The sequence below is a fragment of the Bacillus sp. 179-C3.3 HS genome (assembly GCF_047229225.1).
Lineage (GTDB): Bacteria > Bacillota > Bacilli > Bacillales > Bacillaceae > Bacillus.
The window spans coordinates 16,155-37,261 of sequence record NZ_JBFEFT010000006.1 but is presented as its reverse complement, the minus strand read 5'-3'; the positions used below and the strand labels follow the sequence as shown (position 1 = coordinate 37,261).

General features: G+C 40.8%; 19 protein-coding genes. 14 read left to right on the top strand and 5 right to left on the bottom strand.

Features of this window, described 5'->3' with window-relative positions; all coding sequences use genetic code 11:
* Nucleotides 1-2: 2 nt before the first annotated feature.
* A complete protein-coding gene (locus tag AB1K80_RS05880; RefSeq protein WP_412855695.1) occupies nt 3-431 on the bottom strand; it encodes an HIT family protein in 429 nt (142 codons plus the stop codon).
* 490 nt (nt 432-921) lie between these two features.
* Between AB1K80_RS05880 and AB1K80_RS05875 the strand changes: the two genes are divergently transcribed.
* The 3 genes from AB1K80_RS05875 to AB1K80_RS05865 all read left to right on the top strand — a co-directional run bounded on the left by AB1K80_RS05875 (nt 922) and on the right by AB1K80_RS05865 (nt 3,269).
* Nucleotides 922-1,662, top strand: coding sequence for an ABC transporter ATP-binding protein (locus tag AB1K80_RS05875; protein WP_412855694.1), 741 nt, complete (start codon nt 922-924; stop codon nt 1,660-1,662).
* Nucleotides 1,655-2,875 (top strand): ABC transporter permease, encoded by a 1,221-nt coding sequence (locus AB1K80_RS05870; protein WP_412855693.1) that lies wholly within the window; start codon nt 1,655-1,657, stop codon nt 2,873-2,875. Before AB1K80_RS05875 ends, AB1K80_RS05870 begins: the two co-directional genes overlap by 8 nt.
* 79 nt (nt 2,876-2,954) lie before the next feature.
* A complete protein-coding gene (locus AB1K80_RS05865) occupies nt 2,955-3,269 on the top strand; it encodes a hypothetical protein (RefSeq protein WP_412855692.1) in 315 nt (104 codons plus the stop codon).
* A gap of 112 nt (nt 3,270-3,381) precedes the next feature.
* Here AB1K80_RS05865 and AB1K80_RS05860 read toward each other — a convergent pair whose 3' ends face one another.
* The gene (locus tag AB1K80_RS05860) at nt 3,382-4,569 is read right to left on the bottom strand and encodes a M20 family metallopeptidase (RefSeq protein ID WP_412855691.1); all 1,188 of its coding nucleotides are present in this window, start codon (nt 4,567-4,569) and stop codon (nt 3,382-3,384) included.
* A gap of 120 nt (nt 4,570-4,689) precedes the next feature.
* Here AB1K80_RS05860 and AB1K80_RS05855 point away from each other — a divergent pair, with 120 nt between their 5' ends.
* Nucleotides 4,690-4,968, top strand: a complete 279-nt coding sequence (locus tag AB1K80_RS05855) for a hypothetical protein (RefSeq protein ID WP_412855690.1) — start codon at nt 4,690-4,692, stop codon at nt 4,966-4,968.
* Nucleotides 4,969-5,039: 71 nt separating this feature from the next.
* On the opposite strand, the gene AB1K80_RS05850 is transcribed toward AB1K80_RS05855, so the two are convergent.
* A complete protein-coding gene (locus AB1K80_RS05850; RefSeq protein ID WP_412855689.1) occupies nt 5,040-5,525 on the bottom strand; it encodes an antibiotic biosynthesis monooxygenase family protein in 486 nt (161 codons plus the stop codon).
* Between the two features lie 177 nt (nt 5,526-5,702).
* Here AB1K80_RS05850 and AB1K80_RS05845 point away from each other — a divergent pair, with 177 nt between their 5' ends.
* The 7 genes from AB1K80_RS05845 (at nt 5,703) to AB1K80_RS05815 (ending at nt 15,697) form a co-directional block, all read left to right on the top strand.
* The gene (locus AB1K80_RS05845) at nt 5,703-7,787 is read left to right on the top strand and encodes a transglycosylase domain-containing protein (RefSeq protein ID WP_412855785.1); all 2,085 of its coding nucleotides are present in this window, start codon (nt 5,703-5,705) and stop codon (nt 7,785-7,787) included.
* A 124-nt stretch (nt 7,788-7,911) separates the two neighbouring features.
* Nucleotides 7,912-8,970, top strand: a complete 1,059-nt coding sequence (hemE, locus tag AB1K80_RS05840; protein WP_412855688.1) for a uroporphyrinogen decarboxylase — start codon at nt 7,912-7,914, stop codon at nt 8,968-8,970.
* 32 nt (nt 8,971-9,002) lie between these two features.
* Entirely contained in the window at nt 9,003-9,941 is a 939-nt protein-coding gene (hemH, locus tag AB1K80_RS05835; protein ID WP_412855687.1) for a ferrochelatase, read from the top strand.
* Nucleotides 9,942-9,963: 22 nt separating this feature from the next.
* Complete coding sequence (gene hemY / locus AB1K80_RS05830) at nt 9,964-11,376, top strand: protoporphyrinogen oxidase (RefSeq protein ID WP_412855686.1); 1,413 nt, start codon at nt 9,964-9,966, stop codon at nt 11,374-11,376.
* Nucleotides 11,377-11,550: 174 nt separating this feature from the next.
* Entirely contained in the window at nt 11,551-12,138 is a 588-nt protein-coding gene (locus tag AB1K80_RS05825) for a TetR/AcrR family transcriptional regulator (RefSeq protein ID WP_412855685.1), read from the top strand.
* A 54-nt stretch (nt 12,139-12,192) separates the two neighbouring features.
* Entirely contained in the window at nt 12,193-14,502 is a 2,310-nt protein-coding gene (locus AB1K80_RS05820; RefSeq protein ID WP_412855684.1) for a YhgE/Pip family protein, read from the top strand.
* Between the two features lie 145 nt (nt 14,503-14,647).
* Nucleotides 14,648-15,697, top strand: a complete 1,050-nt coding sequence (locus AB1K80_RS05815; RefSeq protein WP_412855683.1) for a M42 family metallopeptidase — start codon at nt 14,648-14,650, stop codon at nt 15,695-15,697.
* A 34-nt stretch (nt 15,698-15,731) separates the two neighbouring features.
* On the opposite strand, the gene AB1K80_RS05810 is transcribed toward AB1K80_RS05815, so the two are convergent.
* A complete protein-coding gene (locus AB1K80_RS05810) occupies nt 15,732-17,021 on the bottom strand; it encodes a cation:dicarboxylate symporter family transporter (RefSeq protein WP_412855682.1) in 1,290 nt (429 codons plus the stop codon).
* A 338-nt stretch (nt 17,022-17,359) separates the two neighbouring features.
* Nucleotides 17,360-17,497 (bottom strand): protein YhfH, encoded by a 138-nt coding sequence (gene yhfH / locus AB1K80_RS05805; protein ID WP_412855681.1) that lies wholly within the window; start codon nt 17,495-17,497, stop codon nt 17,360-17,362.
* 154 nt (nt 17,498-17,651) lie between these two features.
* Here yhfH and AB1K80_RS05800 point away from each other — a divergent pair, with 154 nt between their 5' ends.
* From AB1K80_RS05800 to AB1K80_RS05790, 3 genes are all read left to right on the top strand, one after another.
* Nucleotides 17,652-18,395: an MBL fold metallo-hydrolase gene (locus tag AB1K80_RS05800; protein WP_412855680.1), complete on the top strand. Its 744-nt coding sequence runs from the start codon at nt 17,652-17,654 to the stop codon at nt 18,393-18,395.
* Nucleotides 18,396-18,397: 2 nt separating this feature from the next.
* Nucleotides 18,398-19,387, top strand: coding sequence for a lipoate--protein ligase (locus tag AB1K80_RS05795; protein WP_412855679.1), 990 nt, complete (start codon nt 18,398-18,400; stop codon nt 19,385-19,387).
* Between the two features lie 161 nt (nt 19,388-19,548).
* Nucleotides 19,549-21,102 (top strand): fatty acid--CoA ligase family protein, encoded by a 1,554-nt coding sequence (locus tag AB1K80_RS05790; RefSeq protein ID WP_412855678.1) that lies wholly within the window; start codon nt 19,549-19,551, stop codon nt 21,100-21,102.
* Nucleotides 21,103-21,107 lie beyond the last annotated feature (5 nt).

Here is a 21,107-nt window from a genome sequence, read left to right as displayed (position 1 = left end):
TTTTAAGATGAGGTCAGTCGTTTGGAGATAGAGGAGGAAATGTCTGCTAAATCCTCTTGTGTATATTGATCTTGATGTGATTTCCATACAGCGCCAAAGCCATCCCCTTTTCCATAACGAGGAATCAAATGCATATGGTAATGGAAAACCGATTGACCGGCTTTTTCACCGTTGTTATTGAGAAGGTTCATGCCGATCGGTTCAAATTCTTGTTTGATGGCTCTTGCAATTCGAGGAATCGCTTGGAAGTAATGATTGGACACATCTGGTGTCATGTCGTAAATGTTTTCTTTATGTACTTTCGGAATTACAAGGGTATGTCCTTTTGTCACTTGACTAATATCAAGAAAAGCCAATACATGCTCGTCTTCGTAAACTTTGGCACATGGAATGTCTCCATCAATGATTTTGCAAAAAATACAGTCGCTCACGCCATGTCACTCCTTATCATTTTTCCTTTTATCGTATCATAAAAAGAGACAAAAAAGAAAACAGGACAAGCGAACTCCTTTGATCGCTCATCCTGCTCTTGCAGAAGAAATGTCTGATGGATTTCATTTGAAATGCCTTTTTGAATTCTTTATTCACTGGAATAAAAAATTCATATGCCTACTATTTCTGCCGTAAACACCTCATTTGACGTTTTGGTTTGTCATATACAAACGTATAGGACACAAAAATCAAGAATCAGTGAAGCAAAACAGAAGCTAAGGTTTTTCGATGAAAAACCAACTTGTCATGCGGTACTTTGCCTTTAACAAACACCTCATTTACGTATTGGTCATCAAGATCATTTCCTCTACATTCAATATGATAACCAAGACGCCTATTTTTTATTCATGCCTTCTCTATAGGTAAACATTTCAAATTACCTTTTGTTTTTGGTACTATAAAGGAAAAAAGAAAGAAAGGAACGAACCCATGTCCCTTTTAACAGTAAAAGATGTAACGGGTGGCTATACGAAAAATCCCGTTCTAAAAAATATTTCATTTGAGTTGGAAAGAAATCAAATTGTTGGCCTCATTGGCTTAAATGGAGCGGGGAAAAGTACAACCATCCGCCATATCATCGGATTAATGAAGCCGCATAAAGGTGTCATTGAACTGAATGGTCGCACACTCCAGGAAGATCAAGAGGCGTATCGTTCGCAATTTACATTTATTCCAGAAACACCTGTCTTGTATGATGAGTTAACATTAAAAGAGCATTTAGAGCTGACGGCGATGGCTTATGGATTATCAAAAGAACAATTAGAAGAGCGGTTACCTTCATTACTGAAAGAATTTCGTATGGAAAAGCGGCTGAAATGGTTTCCTGCCCATTTTTCTAAAGGAATGAAGCAGAAAGTGATGATTATGTGTGCATTCCTTGTTGAACCAGAGCTCTATATCATTGATGAACCGTTTTTAGGGCTGGATCCTCTTGCGATAAATGCACTATTGGACCGAATGAATGCGGCGAAGAAGAATGGAGCAGGTGTGCTGATGTCGACGCATATTTTGGCGACAGCTGAACGTTACTGCGATTCCTTTATTATTTTGCATGAGGGGGAAATCAGAGCAAAAGGTACTCTGACAGAATTAAGAGAGCAATTCAACATGAGAGATGCAACTCTTGATGACCTTTATTTAGAATTAACAAAGGAAGAAAGCTATGAGTAAATCGACACTAACCATTTGGAAATCTCGATTAGAGGAATATGTACAGGAAACAAGAAAATATATGAAATATATGTTCAATGATCATCTTGTCATTGTGCTCATCTTTTTCCTTGCGGGCGGGGCAAGCTGGTACAGCCAATGGTTAAAGAACATTCCAGCCCAATTTCCTTCTTACTGGGTGATGGCTGTTGTTTTCGCTTTTATTTTGACGAGTTCCTATGTCAGGACGTTGATAAAAGAAGCAGATTTGGTTTTTATGCTTCCACTTGAAGGGAAAATGGAGCCCTATTTAAAACAAGCCTTTAATTTTAGTTTTATCACGCAACTATTTCCATTGGTGGCTGCTGCTATTATTGCGCTTCCCCTTTACATTGCGGTGAGTTCAGGAGATCTCATGCTTTATGTTCTCATCTTGGCGCAAATGATTCTCATCAAGGGGTTGAATACAGCGATTCAATGGAGGGTCACGTATTTTCAAGGAAAAAACGTGCGATGGTTGGATGCGATATTTCGTTTTGTTTTGAATACGCTTTTAGTTTATACCGTTTTACAGGCAGCTTATGTGTTTGCAATCGTACTTTATGTTTTATATGCCGGTTATCTGATTTATTTAACAAATGCGGTGAAAAAACAGCCGTTTCAATGGGAATTGCATATTTCGGATGAACTCAAACGAAAACAGCGTTTTTATCGTTTGGCGAATCTATTTACGGATGTGCCTCATTTAAAGAAACAAGTGAAAAGAAGAGTGTACATGGACTGGGTCTTGCAATTCGTTCCTTATGAGCAGCGGAAAACATTCTCCTACATGTATGTGAGAGCATTTTTACGTTCCAATGACTATTTTGGTCTTGTTATCAGATTAACGCTCGTGTTTGTGCTGATTATATTGTATACAGGCGCAACAGACTGGATCGGTGCGCTCCTTGTATTATTTACTGTGTTTATTACAGGGGTACAGCTTGTCCCTTTAACGAAGCATTTTGCCCATCTATCCTTACAGGCACTGTATCCAGTTTCACAGCAAGAAAAGGATCGAAGCTTTTTCGTCCTTGTTCGAAACGTGCTCATCATTCAATCCATTCTCCTTAGCGCTTCATTACTACCAGCAGGAGGATGGAAAGCGAGCGGACTGGCACTACTTGTTTCGTTGGCATTTGTGCTTGTTCTATTCAAACCATATGTACAAGGTCGATTAAAGAAAATGAGATAAACATGAGAGAGATGCAGCAAGCGTGGGGGTTCGCTCTCCCGTCGAACACGCCACTCATTTCATCAGGAAGAGGTACAGGTTGAAGAGAATATCGTTATGGAGTATTGTGTTTTTACTTTCTGTTGTGACTTGTTTTTCCGTGTATCAATATGTAGCGAATGGTTCTATGACTGAGCGAGAAGATTTATTGCAAGCGACGATGTGGAAGATTTCAAAGAGCGGTCATACCGAATTAGACGTTGAATGGGTACAAGTGAAATACAATTTTTTTCTTGGTGGGCGCTTTCCCTATGAAACGTATGTGAAAATGAAAAATCAACCTCACGTTGTCATATACGGTTGGTCATCAGAAAAGAAAGACAAGGTTGAAAAAGTCGGGATCACATCACATTAAACTGAACAAGCAAGCTCTGCTTTAGAGCTTGCTTATGATGACGAGCATCGAAGTAGTGAGTACATATTGCAATGTGTCTTAATTCGTGAAGCCCTGATGGTCAGTGGCTTCTTTATTTTTCATATGAAATGACAGCATGCGCTAGAACTTTCGCTGCGATAGGCATGGCCTTTTCGTTTATATCGAATTTCGGATGATGATGTGGATACACATCATGGCTGTTTTCCGGCATGGCACCCGTGTAGAAGAATGTACCAGGGACATGCTGTAGGTAGTAAGCAAAATCTTCCCCGCCCATTTGGGTCTCAGCTTCTTTGACTTCTGTCACGCCCTCAGTTTGTTGTGCGATGTGCGCGATGTATTCCGTTGGCTTAGGGTGATTTTTAACAGCAGGGTAACCTCGCACATATTCATACGTGTAAGATGCGTCATGCATTTGGCAAATCCCTTTCACCACCTGTTCGATTTCACGTTCAATGGTAAGCCTCGCATTTTCCTCAAAGGATCGGGCTGTACCCGTTAATGTAGCTGAATCAGCAATGACATTAAAAGCATTTTCTGCGACAAACCCACCAACAGACACAACGGCTGAATCAATGGGATTGACTTTGCGAGCCACGACTTGTTGTAGGTTGGCGACAATTTGTGAGCCGATGAGTACCGCGTCCTTCGTCAAGTGGGGCTGTGCGCCGTGACCGCCTTTTCCATGTACCTGAATAGAGAATCGATCGGCAGCTGCCATGAAGTTCCCGCTTTTATACAGAATCGCACCACACGGCTCTGATGACCAGAGGTGCGTGCCAAAAATGACATCAACCCCTTCTAAGCAGCCGTCTTCAATCATCGGTTTTGCGCCACCTGGCGCATATTCTTCAGCGTGCTGATGAATGAGAACAATCTTCCCTTTTAATTGATCACGATGTGCATGTAGGACTTTAGCTAATACGAGTAGCGTTGCTGTGTGTCCATCATGTCCACATGCATGCATCACACCCGGCTTTGTAGAACGGTAAGGCACATCCTTTTCGTCATGAATCGGAAGTGCGTCAAAATCAGCTCTGAGGGCAATGGTCGGTCCTGGTGCAGCGCCTTCAATAAAAGCTAGTACGCCGTTCCCGCCAACATGTGTACGTGTAGGAATATGTAATGCTTGATAGTAATTTGCAATATAAGCGGCGGTTTCGACTTCTTGAAAAGAAAGTTCTGGATTCTGATGAAGATGGCGTCTAATTTCAACCATTTCCTCATATTGTTCATCAAGACGATCATTGATGCTTTCTTGTAACGTAGATATTGTCATAGATTGAGACCTCCTTCGTGCTCTTTACATGATTGTATGGGAATTATTAGAATATTTCAACAGAAGGAGTCAGCATGATGATATTCGCTTGAGAAGAAGTGTGAAAGGGGGAATGGGTGCTTGGGAAGTTGTCCACATTGTTTGAAAGCATTTTCGTTCATTGAAAAGTTACATTTATCTCACACAAGAATGATGGTATGTCCAAGCTGTCAGCACCAAATCAAAGAGACATTTGCGTCAAAGATGGTATTACTGATCATCTGTTTGATTCCGCTCCTCATTTTACTTATTCAATTAAACGGAGCTGCACCAATCATAAAGTGGCCATTTTTATTAGGGTGGATCTTGTTGAGTTTTTATGTGCTACAGCCGATCATTCATCGGTACGAGCTGAAATGAATATGTCAAACGGAGAGCCCAGTCATTGGGCTTTTTTAAATGAAAAAAGAAGTGCTACAAGCAGCACTTTCTTAATTGTCTGTGACAACATGGTAAGCTGTGAGATAGGCAGGGCGAGAGAAGATCGAGCCTGTATCTTCTTGTGGCTGAACGTAGGCATCTGATTTTTGAAAGTGTTGAAACGATTCTTCTGATTCCCAAAGCGTTAATATGAGATATACCTCTGTAGACGTCTTTGGTCTTAACACACGAAGTGCTTGAAAACCGCGTTGATGTTCAGATCTGTTTGTTTTATTCTGAAAGGTGGCTTCAAAAAGAGGTCTGCTTTCAAGCTTCACGGGGATATGGTTCAAGGTGACGAAGCCAGATTGGACAAGTTCTCCTTTGGCGTAAATGACATCATATGAATGAGGGGCTTTAAAAACAGTATCCCCCTCTGTTTCGTGAAACAGAGTCGTTTGCTCTGGCCCGACCAGAAAAAGCATCTGTTCTTGAGGATGTTTTTTTGCTATTTTTCGCAAAAGATCTTCTGTGCCATATGTGATATAGACATTCATCAAATCGCCTCCTGCTTGATAGTATAACAAAAGAATGATATATAATTCTTTGGTAGTCAATCCAAAAAACATATTATGAAGCAAAACATCCCATACTATCCGTATAAAGGAATGAGGTGACCTCACTTGAAGAAAAAGAAGATAATCATTCCATTAGTCATTGTAGGCAGTACATTGATGCTTTCATTTATAGGCTATTTGACCATTTTACTGTTAGGACATTATGTCATAGATGAAAAAAAGCTCGTTTTTCACGCTTCATCTAAAATCATTGATCAGAATGGAAAAGAACTCACAAGCATGTATTCCGAAAACCGAGATCCTGTGTCTTTAAAGGAAGTCCCTGATAAAGTGGCGAAAGCCTTTGTTGCTGTAGAGGACAAGCGCTTTTATGAGCACCATGGCATTGACGCACAAGCCATATTGAGGGCCATTTATCGTGATATTTTAGCAGGAGGAAAAGTAGAAGGTGGTAGTACGATCACCCAACAACTCGCAAAAAATATTTTTCTCACAAACGATAAAACGTTTCTGCGGAAAACAAAAGAAGTCATTATTGCGATTAATTTGGAAAGAGATTACTCAAAAGATAAACTACTTGAAATGTATTTGAATCAGCTTTATTTCGGCCATGGGGTATATGGTATTCAGGCAGCCGCAAATTACTATTTTAATAAAGATGTAAAGGATTTGACGGTTAGCGAGGGAGCTACACTGGCTGCAATGCCAAAAGCACCATCTACATATTCACCTATACAGCATCCTGAAAAGAATAAACAAAGAAGAGATACCATTCTAAACTTAATGAATGAACAAGGCTATTTGTCTTCAACAGAAACAGTTGAAGCGAAGGGGAGGACTCTTGGACTTCATTTAAAAAAGAAATCAGACACTCCTTGGGTGGACAGCTACGTAGATCTCATCATTAAAGAAGCAGAATCTAAGTATGCGATTTCACATGAACAATTACTTCAAGGCGGTTATACCATCACTGTTCCAATTGATTTGAATTTGCAAAAAGTCGCCTATCAAGCCATGAAAAACAACCGTTATTTCCCGGGAAAAAGCGGTTCGCCTGAAAGTAGCGCTGTGTTTATTGATAACGTAACAGGTGGAGTGAAGGCAGCCATTGGTGGCCGGGAATATCAGTCAAGGGGATACAATAGAGTAACAGCGATTCGACAGCCGGGTTCTGTGTTTAAACCGATTGCGGTATATGGTCCGGCGATGGAGGAGAAACAATTCAAACCATATTCAATGCTTGAAGACAAAGAGACAAGCTTTGATGGGTATTCACCAAAGAATTACGATGGACAGTACGAAGGACAGGTCACAATGGTTGATGCGCTCATGAAGAGTAAGAATACGGCTGCTGTATGGACACTCAGCCAGCTTGGCATTGACACGTCAAAATCGTACCTCGAACAAATGGGCATAGAGATTTCAGATGAAGGACTTGCCATCGCACTTGGCGGTTTGGAGCATGGCGTCTCTCCTTTACAGGTGGCTGGAGCTTTTCACACATTCGCAAACGAGGGCGTGTACAAAGAGCCTTTCTTCATTCAAAAGATCACGAATGATGAAGGTGAAACCGTTGAAAAAAATTCAACCAAACAAGAGCGTGTGTTTAGTGTTCAGAATGCATGGAACATGACGAGAATGCTTCAACAAGTAGTCAAAGGTGGAACGGCACAGAGTGGTTCATATGCTGGAGATTTAGCAGGTAAAACTGGAACGACAACTTATTCGGGTGTAAAAGGCGCAACAAAAGACGCTTGGTTTGCGGGATATACCCCTAGTACAACTGGCGCGATCTGGATGGGCTATGATAAGACTGATAACAGTCATTATTTAACAAGTGGTAGTCAATACCCTGTGCAGCTATTCAAAGACATTTTAACGACAGCACAAGTAACGAATGAAACATTTAAGAAACCAGATGGCGTGAAAGAACTTCAACCACCAATCCGTTTAGAAGGACTGACAGGATTCGAAGGGCATTATGCATTTAAAATAAAAGGTTTGTTCACACTAGAGCTGTCTTGGGACGAGCAGAAAGATAAACGGGTTGAATATCGCATTTATGAAAAGCGCAATGGTAGTGAAGAGTTAATCGACACAGTCACAGGCACAAACCAGTACTCAATGCCATATGCCAATGTATTTACAGACGCGCAGTATAAGGTAGTTCCTTACAATACTCAGACGAAAGAGGAAGGCGAAGGCAGTGAATATGTCAAGCCAGAGGTTTTTGGACGTTAATATTCGACGAGTTTTTGAACATTGAGCCGCTTTAGTATACCGTGCCTTGAAAAAACGGTATAGTAAAAGCAGTGTTTGAGCCTTATGCAAGAAGAGTGTGAGGCGAAAGGTGGAATGAAAGGTAATGGGAAAAACTAAAGCTTTTAACGACACGTTCTTAAAAGCGTGCAAAGGGGAAAAAACAGAACATGTACCTGTTTGGTATATGAGGCAGGCAGGACGCTCACAGCCTGAATACAGGAAGCTGAAGGAAAAATACGGGCTGTTTGAAATTACGCATCAGCCAGAGCTATGTGCTTACGTGACAAGACTTCCAGTGGAGCAGTATGGTGTAGATGCCGCTATTTTATATAAAGATATTATGACACCACTGCCAGCTATTGGGGTGGATGTCGAAATAAAAAATGGAATCGGACCTGTCATTGATTCACCAATCCGTACAAAGGCAGATATCGAACGTCTCGGGGAACTAAATCCTGAAGAGGATCTGCCTTATGTGTTAGATACGATCAAGCTTTTAACAACGGAGCAGCTGAATGTTCCGCTGATTGGTTTCGCAGGTGCGCCATTTACAATGGCAAGTTATATGATTGAAGGCGGTCCATCGAAAAATTACCATAAAACGAAGGGCCTTATGTACAGCGATCCAACTACTTGGATGCTTTTAATGAACAAATTAGCTGATATGACGATTACGTACATTCGGGCACAGGTAAAAGCCGGCGTTCGCGCATTTCAAATTTTTGACTCTTGGGTGGGTGCTCTAAATGAAGCGGATTATCGCACGTTTATTAAGCCGGTCATGCAGCGTATTTTCACAGAGCTTAAGTCTGAAAACGTACCAATGATTATGTACGGCGTTGGCGCAAGTCACCTTGTGAAGGAATGGCACGATCTCCCTCTTGATGTCGTTGGACTTGATTGGCGGATGAGCGTGGACGAAGCGCGAAAAGAAGGTTTAACGAAAACGTTACAAGGAAACCTTGATCCAACAATCTTACTTGCACCTTGGGAAGTGATTGAAGAAAGGGCCAAAGCCATTTTAGATCAAGGCATGAAATCCGATCACTACATCTTTAACTTAGGTCACGGGGTATTCCCAGATGTTTCACCAGATACGTTAAAGAAGCTAACTGATTTTATTCACGAGTATTCTGCTAAACATAAAAAAACTTCCATCTAAACGATTTCAAATGATCTGAAGGAGTGTTGGTTGTGGGAAAAAAGAAAATGGGGCTTCTCGTCATGGCGTATGGCACCCCATATAAAGAAGAAGACATTGAACGTTATTATACACATATCCGTAGAGGCAGAAAGCCAGAGCCACATATGCTACAAGATTTAAAGGATCGGTATAAGGCAATTGGCGGCATTTCTCCTTTATCCAAAATCACAGAACAGCAGGCAAATGGTTTGTGTGATCATTTGAATGAAATTCAAGATGACATTGAGTTTCATGTGTACATCGGTTTAAAACATATCGAGCCCTTCATTGAAGATGCTGTAGCTCAAATGCATCAAGATGGCATAACAGAAGCGGTCAGTATCGTTCTTGCGCCGCATTTCTCAACATTTAGCGTGAAATCTTATAACAAACGTGCACAAGATGAAGCAGAAAAGCTAGGTGGGCTGAACATTACATCTGTTGAAAGCTGGTATGATGAGCCGAAGTTTGTAGATTATTGGGTGAAACAGGTGAAAGAGACGTATGCATCCATGACTGAAGAGGAACGAGACTCTGCTGTGCTTATCGTGTCTGCCCATAGCCTTCCTGAGAAAATTATTGCTGCAGGAGATCCATACCCTGATCAGCTTGCAGCATCTGCAAAAATGATCGCAGAAGGTGCAGGGGTAAAGCAGTATGAAATTGGCTGGCAAAGTGAAGGCAATACGCCTGATCCTTGGCTTGGGCCGGACGTACAAGACTTAACCCGGGACTTATTTGAACAAAAAGGGTATAAAACGTTTGTCTATGTGCCTGTTGGGTTTGTAGCAGATCATCTTGAAGTCCTGTACGACAATGATTATGAGTGTAAAGTTGTGACAGATGAAATTGGTGCTTCTTACTATCGTCCAGAAATGCCAAATGCAAAGCCTGCATTTATTGATGCGCTGGCAACAGTTGTTTTGAAGAAGCTTGACGAAAGTAAGTAATTATATAAAAGAAGGCGATCATATGCATGACAATCAAAAACACCTTGTCATCATTGGCGGTGGCATCACCGGTTTGGCCGCCGCTTTCTATTTGGAAAAGGAAGTCGAAGAAAAAGGGCTTCCGATTCACATCTCTCTGATTGAAGCGAGTCCTAGGCTAGGTGGAAAAATACAAACATTATATAAAGACGGCTATATCATTGAACGCGGACCAGATTCATTTTTAGAGAGAAAAGTCAGCGGGCCGCAGCTTGCGAAAGATGTAGGGCTGTCTGATCAGCTCGTCAATAATGAAACAGGGCAAGCGTATGTCTTAGTCAATGAGACCCTTCATCCAATGCCAAAGGGGGCTGTCATGGGGATACCCACTCAAATCAGTCCCTTTATCACAACTGGTCTTTTTTCACTTGCAGGAAAAGCCCGAGCGGCGATGGATTTTGTGATGCCAAAAAGCAAACAAAAAGAGGATCAGTCACTCGGAGAATTCTTTAGAAGACGTGTGGGTGATGAAGTTGTTGAAAATTTGATTGAGCCACTCCTTTCTGGTATTTACGCAGGTGACATTGACCGGCTTAGCTTAATGTCCACCTTCCCGCAGTTTTATCAAACAGAGCAGCAGCATGGCAGCTTGATACTTGGAATGAAAAAGTCTCAGCAACATGCAAAAACACAGCAAATAACAGCAAAGAAACAAGGCCAGTTCCAAACGATTAATCAAGGATTACAGGCGCTTGTTGAAGCAGTAGAAAGTAAGCTCAAGCGGACGACGATTTATAAAGGTACGAAAGTCACAAAAATTGAAAAAACAGGCGAAGCCTATGGTATTCAATTAGATAGTGGTCAGACGCTCATAGCGAATTCAGCCATTGTCACCACACCGCATCAATCCACTTATTCCATGTTTCCAAAAGAATCAGGTCTTGATTACTTACATGATATGATCTCAACTTCTGTTGCAACAGTCGCGCTAGGCTTTAAAGAAGAAGATGTTCATAATGAATATGATGGCACGGGTTTTGTGATTTCAAGAAATAGTGACTTTTCCATTACGGCATGTACGTGGACGAATAAAAAATGGCCGCATACCGCCCCTAAAGGAAAAACGTTACTTCGTGCGTATGTTGGAAAAGCTGGTGACGAATCCATTGTGGAGCAGTCAGATCATCAAATCGTCAGTATCGTAATTGAAGATTTGAAGAAAATCATGGATATTAAAGCCGACCCAGAATTGACGACAGTAACCCGTTGGAAGACGAGTATGCCGCAATATCATGTCGGCCATCAGAAACAGATTTCAAACATGAGAGAAACGTTTGGGCAATCATATCCTGGTATTTATATCACAGGTGCAGCTTTTGAAGGTGTCGGTATTCCTGATTGTATTGATCAAGGAAAAGCCGCTGTTACAAAGGCGATCTCCTATCTATTTTCGTAAAAAGAAACTCCCTTTTCGGTCATGAGAAGGGGGTTTTTTGTGCTTCATTATAGGATAAGAAAGATGGAATGAGCCATCGGATGAAAGTAGTTGCATCTAAAGGAGTGGATGTGGTATATTACTTCCTGTACTTGATGACCAAAACGTTCAAATAGTCATTTTAGGAGTGAGATCATGAGTATTGATAGAAAACAAATGATTTTAGATGGGGCAACTAGGGCGTTTACCCAGTTTGGTTATAAAGCGACAACGATGGACCTTGTAGCAAAGCTAGCCAACGTTGGAAAAGGCACCATCTATACCTTTTTCAAAAATAAAGAAGAACTGTTCGATGAAATTTTCACATCACTTTTAGTAGAAATGAAGCAAGTAGCTGATGAGGCCATTGATGAGAAGAATGGTTTCTCGGAAAATCTCCACTTAGCACTCTTTGCCTTATTGGACTTCCGTAAGAACCACCAACTGACCATTAAAATCTTTCAAGAAAACGCGGAACTAGGCACGTCAGCTGTTAAGGAAATGATCGAAAAGATGGAGCAAATGATCATTCGCTATATGAAAACAAAAGTAAAAGAAGCGGTTGATAAAGGTGAGATTAAGCCTTGTGATCCTGAATTGACAGCATTTGTGATGTTGAAATTGTACATTGCTCTTATTTTTGATTGGGAAAAGAGACATGCTCCTTTAACGAAAGAAGAGGTAGCCGAAGCGTTGGAACTATATGTATTAAGAGGGCTTTCTACAACAACATCATTTTTTTAAGTGTAAATGACCAAATTTGAAATTTAGTCATTCATCTATGGGAGGAATACAGCAATGGAGTTAATTCGGAAACAATGGAAAGACATTGTGACCAACAAAAAACTACTGATTTCAGTGATCGGCATTTTATTTGTTCCACTGATTTATAGTGGGGTCTTTTTAAAGGCTTACTGGGATCCTTATGGAACGGTTGATCAATTGCCTGTAGCAGTGGTGAACTTGGATGAGGGCAGTCAGTATGATGGCAAAACCCTACAAGTTGGCGATGAGTTAGTAAAAGAATTAAAGAAAAACGATCAATTCAAATGGCGCTTTATAGAGAGCGAAGAACAGGCGATAAACGGATTAAATAACGAAGATTATTACTTAATTGTGGAAATACCAAAAGATTTCTCGAAGAACGCTAGTACAGTGCTCGACAAACATCCAAAAAAATCGAATTTGAAATATTATACGAATCCAGGCGCAAATTATGCTGGGTCCCAAATTGCGAATAATGCCATCATCAAATTAAAAGATTCGGTTTCAAAGGAAGTCACAAAAAATTACGCAGAGGTCATCTTTGATAACTTCAAAACCATTGCAAAAGGGTTAGATGAAGCAAGTGATGGTGCGAAGAAAATTGATGATGGAACAAAAAGTGCAAAAGATGGCAGTCAAAAGTTAAAAGACAACTTAGCGAAATTAGCCGAAGGAACCTTAACATATAGTGAAGGTGTTCATCAGTTCGCGGGTAAAATGGGTGAACTCAACACAGGGATCCAATCTCTTGATAGTGGGCTTGGCCAGCTCTTAACAGGGTATGAAACCATTGATCAGAAATTTGGAGAGCTTGGCTCAGGGATCGATACATTGAGCGAAGGGCTAAACACAAGCCGGCAAGGGCATGAGCAGTTGGCGTCTAAAATGCCGCAATTCACAGCAGGTGTTGAACAGCTCAACAAGAAAGCACAATCATTTTCAGATCAAATAGCCGCAGTAGAGAAGGTCCTATCTTCACCAGAATTGGCGAAACTTGAAAAAGCGGCACCAAAATTGGATCAGGTAAAAAAAGATGCGAAAACGTTCAATACAAAGCTAGCCAATTTAAAAGAAGCACTTTCTCAACGTGATGCAAAAGTAAAAAGTGTGATCCAACAAAGCTCGATGACAGAAGAAGAGAAAAAAGCGGCAATGAAACAGCTTGAAAGCCTACCTACGATCGAATTGCCAGACCTTTCTGGGCTTCAGCAAAGCTTGCTAGCTTTACAGGAACTGCCTGATGCGAGTGATATTCAATCGACAGTCGCAGCAGCAAAAGCCCAATTACAGCAAGTGAAGCAGCTTCCAGCGAAAACAGAACAGCTTTACACGTCAATCGTTGCGATCCAAGAGGCAATTGACCAAATGACGACAGGCACGAACAAACTGTATCAAGGTGCCTTAAAGCTTCAAACGGGTCAAGGTCAATTACAAGAAGGATTGCAGACTGCAAATGGAAAGCTAAGTACAGCAAAAAGTGGTGCGGATCAATTGGCAAATGGCTCAAGTCAGTTACATGCAGCATTGGATCAACTCGAAAGTGGTTCAACAAGTATCCAAAGCAACACATCTAAGCTAGCCGAAGGCTCTAAATCACTAGATAAAGGATTAGGAGATTTACAGAGTGGTACAGGTAAGCTTTCCGAGAAATTGAAAAGTGCCGCAGATGACACAGGCGAGATTGATGCTGGCGAAGATAATTACAATATGATTGCCAGTCCAGTCAAAACCGAAAATGATACAGTGAAAAAGATTGATAATTACGGAACAGGGCTCACACCTTACATCTTATCCATGGGACTGTTTGTTGGTGCACTCATGTTGACGGTCATATTCCCAATGAAAGACCCAGTAGGGCGCCCGAAGCATGCATTTGAATGGTTCTTTAGCAAATATAGTGTCCTTTTACTTGTCGGTATTTTGCAGGCAGTGATTGCCAGTTCAGTGCTTATTTTCGGACTGGGTCTTGAAGTCGGGAGTCTATGGCAATTCTATCTTTTTGCCATCCTTGTCAGTTTGACGTTCCTCGCCATTATTCAGCTTCTAGCGACAACCATGGGGAACCCGGGACGCTTCATCGCGGTGATTATATTGGTGCTTCAGCTTGCAGCAAGTGCTGGTACATTCCCGTTAGAGCTAGTACCAAAGTTCTTCCAAATGATTCATCATCTTCTGCCGATGACGTATACAATCAATGGATTTAGAACGATTATTGCGAGTGGGGATAGCAGCTATTTATGGCAGCAAACAGCGATTCTTGGTACAGTCACACTTGTCATGATGGCAGCAACAACAGCCTACTTTGCTTGGAATATACGAAAAATGAAACAAAACGAAGCTTAATCAATATATCCTCTCTCTTACAAAGGGAGAGGTTTTTTTCTGCCAGATGATTAGACATGTAACAGCCGAAACGATATATTTGAAAGAGATGACTAAAAAAGGTATTGATGGAGGATTTGCTTTCTGACAAAGGAGGAACTGCCGAATGACAACGGAATTAAAAGAGACCATTCAGCTTATTCAACAGCTGGTATCCATTCCAAGCCCATCAGGGAATACAGACAAGGTTATCCGTTTTGTTGAACGTTATTTACATGATCTGAATATTGAGACGAAACGAAATCGCAAAGGCGGATTGATTGCCACAATCAAAGGCGTAAATGATCAAGAGCACCGAATGCTGACAGCACATGTTGATACCCTTGGTGCGATGGTCAAGGAAATTAAGTCAAATGGTCGGATTCGTTTATCGCTGATTGGAGGCTTTCAATATAACTCGATTGAAGGCGAGTACTGTGAGATTGAGACTGTGACAGGTCGTACATATCGTGGAACGATTTTGATGCATCAAACATCTGTTCATGTGTATGAGGATGCAGGGAAGGCGAAACGAAACCAAGAAAATATGGAGATTCGTCTGGATGAAAAGGTGCAAAATGCAGACGATGTCAGAGCACTTGGAATTCAAGTAGGTGATTTTATTTCGTTTGATCCAAGAGTGGAAGTGACATCTTCCGGTTACATTAAGTCAAGGCATCTAGATGATAAGGCGAGTGTCGCGTTATTGCTGCGTTTAATACATCGTATTCAAACGGAAAACATCCATTTGCCGCACACGACACACTTTTTAATTTCAAATAATGAAGAAATCGGATATGGGGGAAACTCTAATATCCCTGAAGAAACAGTGGAATACTTGGCGGTAGATATGGGGGCCATTGGGGACGGACAATCGACTGATGAGTACAGTGTATCTATTTGTGTCAAAGATTCAAGTGGGCCTTATCATTACGGACTACGTAAGCATTTAGCGACATTAGCTGAAGAGAATGAAATTGATTATCGTCTTGATATTTATCCTTATTATGGATCCGATGCCTCAGCAGCGATTAGAGCAGGGCATGATATCATTCATGGGCTCATTGGTCCCGGCATTGATTCCTCTCATGCATTTGAACGAACGCATGAAGATTCACTTACTCATACAGCAAACTTACTATACCATTATATTCAATCGACATTAATCACATCATAAAAAAATCACCCCATATTACGGGGTGATTTTTGAATTAGCTTGAAAGCTGAGTTGGTTCAGATATATCTTGTCCAGTCATGACGCGATGACCTTTTTCAGCGTCATATTGTCCTTCCCATTTAGACATCACGACAGCTGCAAGTGCATTTCCTGTTAAGTTGACAACGGTTCTTGCCATATCCATGATACGGTCAACACCTGCAATAAATGCAAGCCCTTCTGCCGGAACACCAATCGTGCCAAGTGTGGCAAGTAAAACGACAAAAGAAGTACCAGGAACAGCTGCCATTCCTTTTGAAGTAACCATTAGCACAAGAACGAGCGTCAACTGTTGAACGATTGTGAGGTCAATGCCATATACCTGTGCTAGGAAAAGCGCGGCTATGGCTTGGTATAAGACAGATCCGTCTAGGTTAAACGTATACCCAATCGGGATAACAAACGAGACAATTCCCTTTGGACAACCAATGCGCTCCATTTTATCCATGACTCTTGGTAATACTGTTTCAGAACTGGATGTACTGAAGGCAAGTAGTATCTCATCTTTCATGTAAGCGAGGAATCGGAAAATGTTGACGCCAATCATCTTTCCTATGATACCAAATACAACGATTAGGAAGAGAGCAAGCGCAAAATAAACAAGACCTACAAGCTTACCAAGTGAAATGAGAGATTCAAGACCAAATTTTGATACGGTGACACCAATGAGTGCAAAAACACCAAATGGTGCAGCCTTCATGACAACATTCACGACATGGAACATTGCGTGTGAGACACCTTCAAAGAAGGCGATGACAGGTTTACCACGTTCTCCAACGGCTTGTACGCCAAGAGCAAATAGAACGGTAAAGAAAATAATGGCAAGCAAATCACCTTCCGCCAATGATTGGAAGAAGTTCGTCGGAACGATATGCAGGAACGTATCAGCAATGGATTTATTGCTTTGCTCTTTTTCCGTTTCAACATACTCGCTAATATCCTGTTTCTCCGTATTTCCAAAGTCAACGCCTGCACCAGGTTGTACAAAGTTAGCGAGGACAAGACCAAGGATGATCGCAAATGTTGTGATAATTTCAAAATAAACAATGGTTCTAAAACCGAGCTTTCCTACTTTTTTACCGTCACCCGCACCGGCAACACCTAGAATTAAGCTCGAAACAACAATCGGTATGACAATCATCTTAATGAGTCTTAAGAAGAAGTCTCCAATAGGTTTTAAATACGTCTCAACACCTGTGTTGCCAAAGAAGATAGCCCCCACAACGACACCGAGAATAAGACCGATTAGGATTTGAGTAGCCAATCCAAATTTTAATTTTTTCATAGATTTCCTCCTAAGTTATTTATTAACGGAATATTCCTATCATATGAAGTTTTGATATATGAATTAAAGTATAACTAAAATTAAAGAGGTTCGTCCATGATAAAATTATAGTGAGAAAATACAGAATTGTAAGAAAAAATGGACATTTAGAACCTTCGATATAGTCCGGAGTCAATAAAAAGTGCCTTCAGCCCTAAAAGTCATCATATGAAAAGCCTAAAAAAGGCTTGTGTATCAAGGGTTTTACCTTTTTACCTATTTTTCAGAAAAAATAAAAAGCACTTTTGACTCCAACTGTCGATGGAGGAAAAAAGTGCTTTATTATTCAATTTTTTTCTTTATTTAAGATAAATTACTTGTGAGCATTCCTCACATTCATTACCGTAACACTCGTGTTGCTCGATTACATCATTTCCACATTTTGTACATTTCTTTGAGGGCAAATTTCTAAAAAACTCAGTGATGGTTCCTAGCATTTGTCATCCTCCAATACGTTTTGTTGCTATTATTGTATTATAACAGATAATTAATTGTCAATCTGTTTTGTAACAATAGGCAGGAAGCATGCTTTTTTTTGTAAAAATGGGTATATTGTAAGAAGAGAGTTTTTAGTAAAGGGGGAGTATTGCCATGAAATTAACTGTGATTGGATGTTACGGAGGGTTTCCGGCTGCTGGTGAGGCGACATCGGGTTATCTGTTTGAGTCAGATGGTTTCAAGATGCTCGTTGATTGCGGGAGCGGCGTTCTTTCGAAGCTTCAACAATGGATTGATGTGGAAGAACTAGATGCTGTCATCCTGTCACATTATCATCACGATCATATTGCAGATATAGGGCCACTTCAATATGCAAAATTAGTGGGTTTTCATTTAGGAAAAAGCAGTGGTCCCCTAACGATATATGGACATACTGGTGATCAAGAAGCTTTTCAGAGGCTTTCAGATGAAGTACATACGAAGGCAATGCCTTATGAACCAGCAGAAGGAATTCAAATAGGCCCGTTTCACATTGAATTTTTAAAAACAGTTCATCCGGCAGAATGCTATGCGATGAAAGTGCAGACGGATGATGCTGTTGTCGTGTATACAGCAGATTCAAGTTATCAGGATGCGTTTATTCCATTCAGTAAAGACGCAGACCTATTCATTGCAGAATGTAACTTTTATGCTGAGCAAGATGGATCCGCTGCAGGTCATATGAATAGTACTGAAGTCGGGAAGATTGCGAATGAAGCAAATGTCGGAGAACTAATCATCACACACCTGCCTCATTTCGGACAGCATAAAGACCTAGTCAATGAAGCACAGGCATTATATACTGGCAGTATACAGCTTGCCCATTCAGGGCTTAGATGGAACAAGGAAGGAAGATAGAGATGCTGTTTATCGATAACGAACAACACTATGACCCAATGATTAATCTAGCAATTGAAGAGTATTGCTTAAAATATTTAGACCCGGAACAAACGTATTTACTCTTCTATATTAACCAGCCGTCTATTATTATTGGGAAAAACCAAAATACAATAGAAGAAATCAACACAAAATATGTAGAAGAAAACGGAATCAAAGTCGTTCGTCGTCTCTCTGGCGGCGGTGCAGTTTACCATGATAAAGGAAACTTAAACTTCAGCTTTATTACAAAAGATGATGGAGATAGTTTTCATAATTTCAAAAAGTTCACAGAGCCAGTGATCAAAGCGCTTGAAAAGCTGGGGGTGAAAGCTGAATTAAGCGGTAGAAATGATATTATGGCGGAAGGACGTAAAATTTCTGGAAATGCCCAGTTTGCCACAAGAGGCCGTATTTTCAGCCATGGCACACTGTTATTTGATTCAGAAATTGAACACGTCGTCTCAGCATTAAATGTAAAAAAGGAAAAGATCGAATCAAAAGGTATTAAATCAATTAGAAGCAGGGTCGCGAATATTAGTGAGCTCATGGATCAAAAGATGACAACAGAAGAATTTAGAAGCATTCTTTTAAAATACATCTTTGATACAAATGGGGAAATTCCTCAATATCAATTGACAGAAGCAGATTGGGAAAAGATTCATGAGATCTCTCGAGACCGCTATCAGAAATGGGAATGGAACTACGGCCGTTCACCTAAATTCAATATGCAACATTCTAAGCGTTTCGCAGCAGGATCGATTGATTTGCGACTAGAAGTGAAAAAAGGCATCATTCAGGATTGCAAAATCTTCGGTGACTTCTTTGGTGTAGGTGATATTACGGATATTGAGCAAAAACTGATCGGACATCAATATGATCGGAAAACGATTAGTGACGTATTAGAAGATATGGACATGCGCCATTATTTCGGAAATGTATCGAAAGAAGATTTTCTTGATTTGATTTATTAAAGGACGCGCAAGCACTGCGAGAAAAACGCAGTGCTTGTTTTGATAGAAAGAATATTTGATCTTGTGGATGTTTTCGGTTGTCGATTATAATAGAAAGGAGGAATGTATGGTTATGAAATGAATGGCTATTCATTCATTGACGACATGTAAGGGGTGGGAGAATGGATTTACTTAAAAATCTTCAGCAGAATGCGACGACAAAGGGGGAGAGCACCGCGCTTGTGTTTGAGGGAAACAGAATGTCCTATCGAGAGCTGATGACAAGCATCGACCATTTTGCAAATGGGATCGTCAGCGAAGGGTTTCAAAAGGGGGATCACCTTGCACTCATTTTAGGGAACTCACCACATTTTGTCATTTCTTTTTACGGTGCATTAAAAGCGGGACTTGTGGTGGTTCCGATCAATCCGACATATACACCTAGTGAAATTGGGTATATGCTGACAACAGGTGATGTAAAAGGCATTGTTGCGCCAGATCGTCTTTTACCAGTGTATGAGCAAGTATATGAACAACTTCCTTCCATTGATCGCGTCATCATTTGTGCAGAAAATGAATCCACATGCAGATCGAGCTTAAAGGAAGTATCTGATCAGCTTATCTTTTTTGGAAAGCTTGTGTCTGGGCAAGCGCCCGAGACCACACATCCTTCCATTCAACCTCATGATACCGCTGTCATTTTATTTACATCAGGTACAACAGGAAAGCCAAAAGGTGCGATGTTGACTCATGCAAACCTTTATTCAAACGCAAGAGATATTGCAGAATATTTATCCATCAGTGAAGATGACAAAGTCATTGCTGCTTTGCCAATGTTCCATGTATTTTGCTTAACTGTCTGTATGAATGCTCCGTTGATCAATGGTGCCACGGTGTATGTGATACCACATTTTAGCCCATCAGAGCTATTACGAATGATGAAAAAAGAAAACCCCACGCTATTTGTTGGCGTTCCGACAATGTATAACTATTTATATCGCCAAGAGGGACATGATGAGGCGATGAAGTCAGTCAGGATTTGTATTTCTGGTGGTGCCTCAATGCCTGTCGCTTTACTGCATGGCTTTGAAAAAAAATTCGGTGTGACGGTGCTTGAGGGATACGGTTTATCAGAGGCCTCCCCAGTCACAGCTTTTAATCCGCTTGATGGTAAAAGAAAACCAGGTTCAGTTGGCACGGATATTATGAATGTCAGGAACAAAATTGTGAATGAACTTGGCGAGGAAGTCGGTCCAAATGAAGTTGGAGAGCTTATTGCGAAAGGACCGAATATTATGAAAGGGTATTATAAAATGCCAGAAGATACAGAAGCTGCAATAAAAGACGGCTGGCTGTATACAGGAGATTTAGCGAGAAGAGATGAAGATGGATATATTTATATTGTCGATCGGAAAAAAGATATGATTCTTGTAGGTGGATATAATGTCTACCCAAGAGAAGTAGAAGAAGTCCTTTATCAACATGAAGCCGTAGCAGAAGCCGTCGTGATTGGTGTACCAGATCCAAACACAGGCGAAGCGGTTGTCTGTTACATTTCCCCTAAGAAACATGCACACATCACACAAGATGACGTCATCACACACTGTTCACAATTTTTAGCGAAATATAAGCAGCCCCACACCATTCATTTCATAGATGACATTCCAAAAAACACAACAGGAAAAATTTTAAGAAGAGCACTTAAGGAGAAATATCAAACAGAAGAGAGTAAATAAAAAAA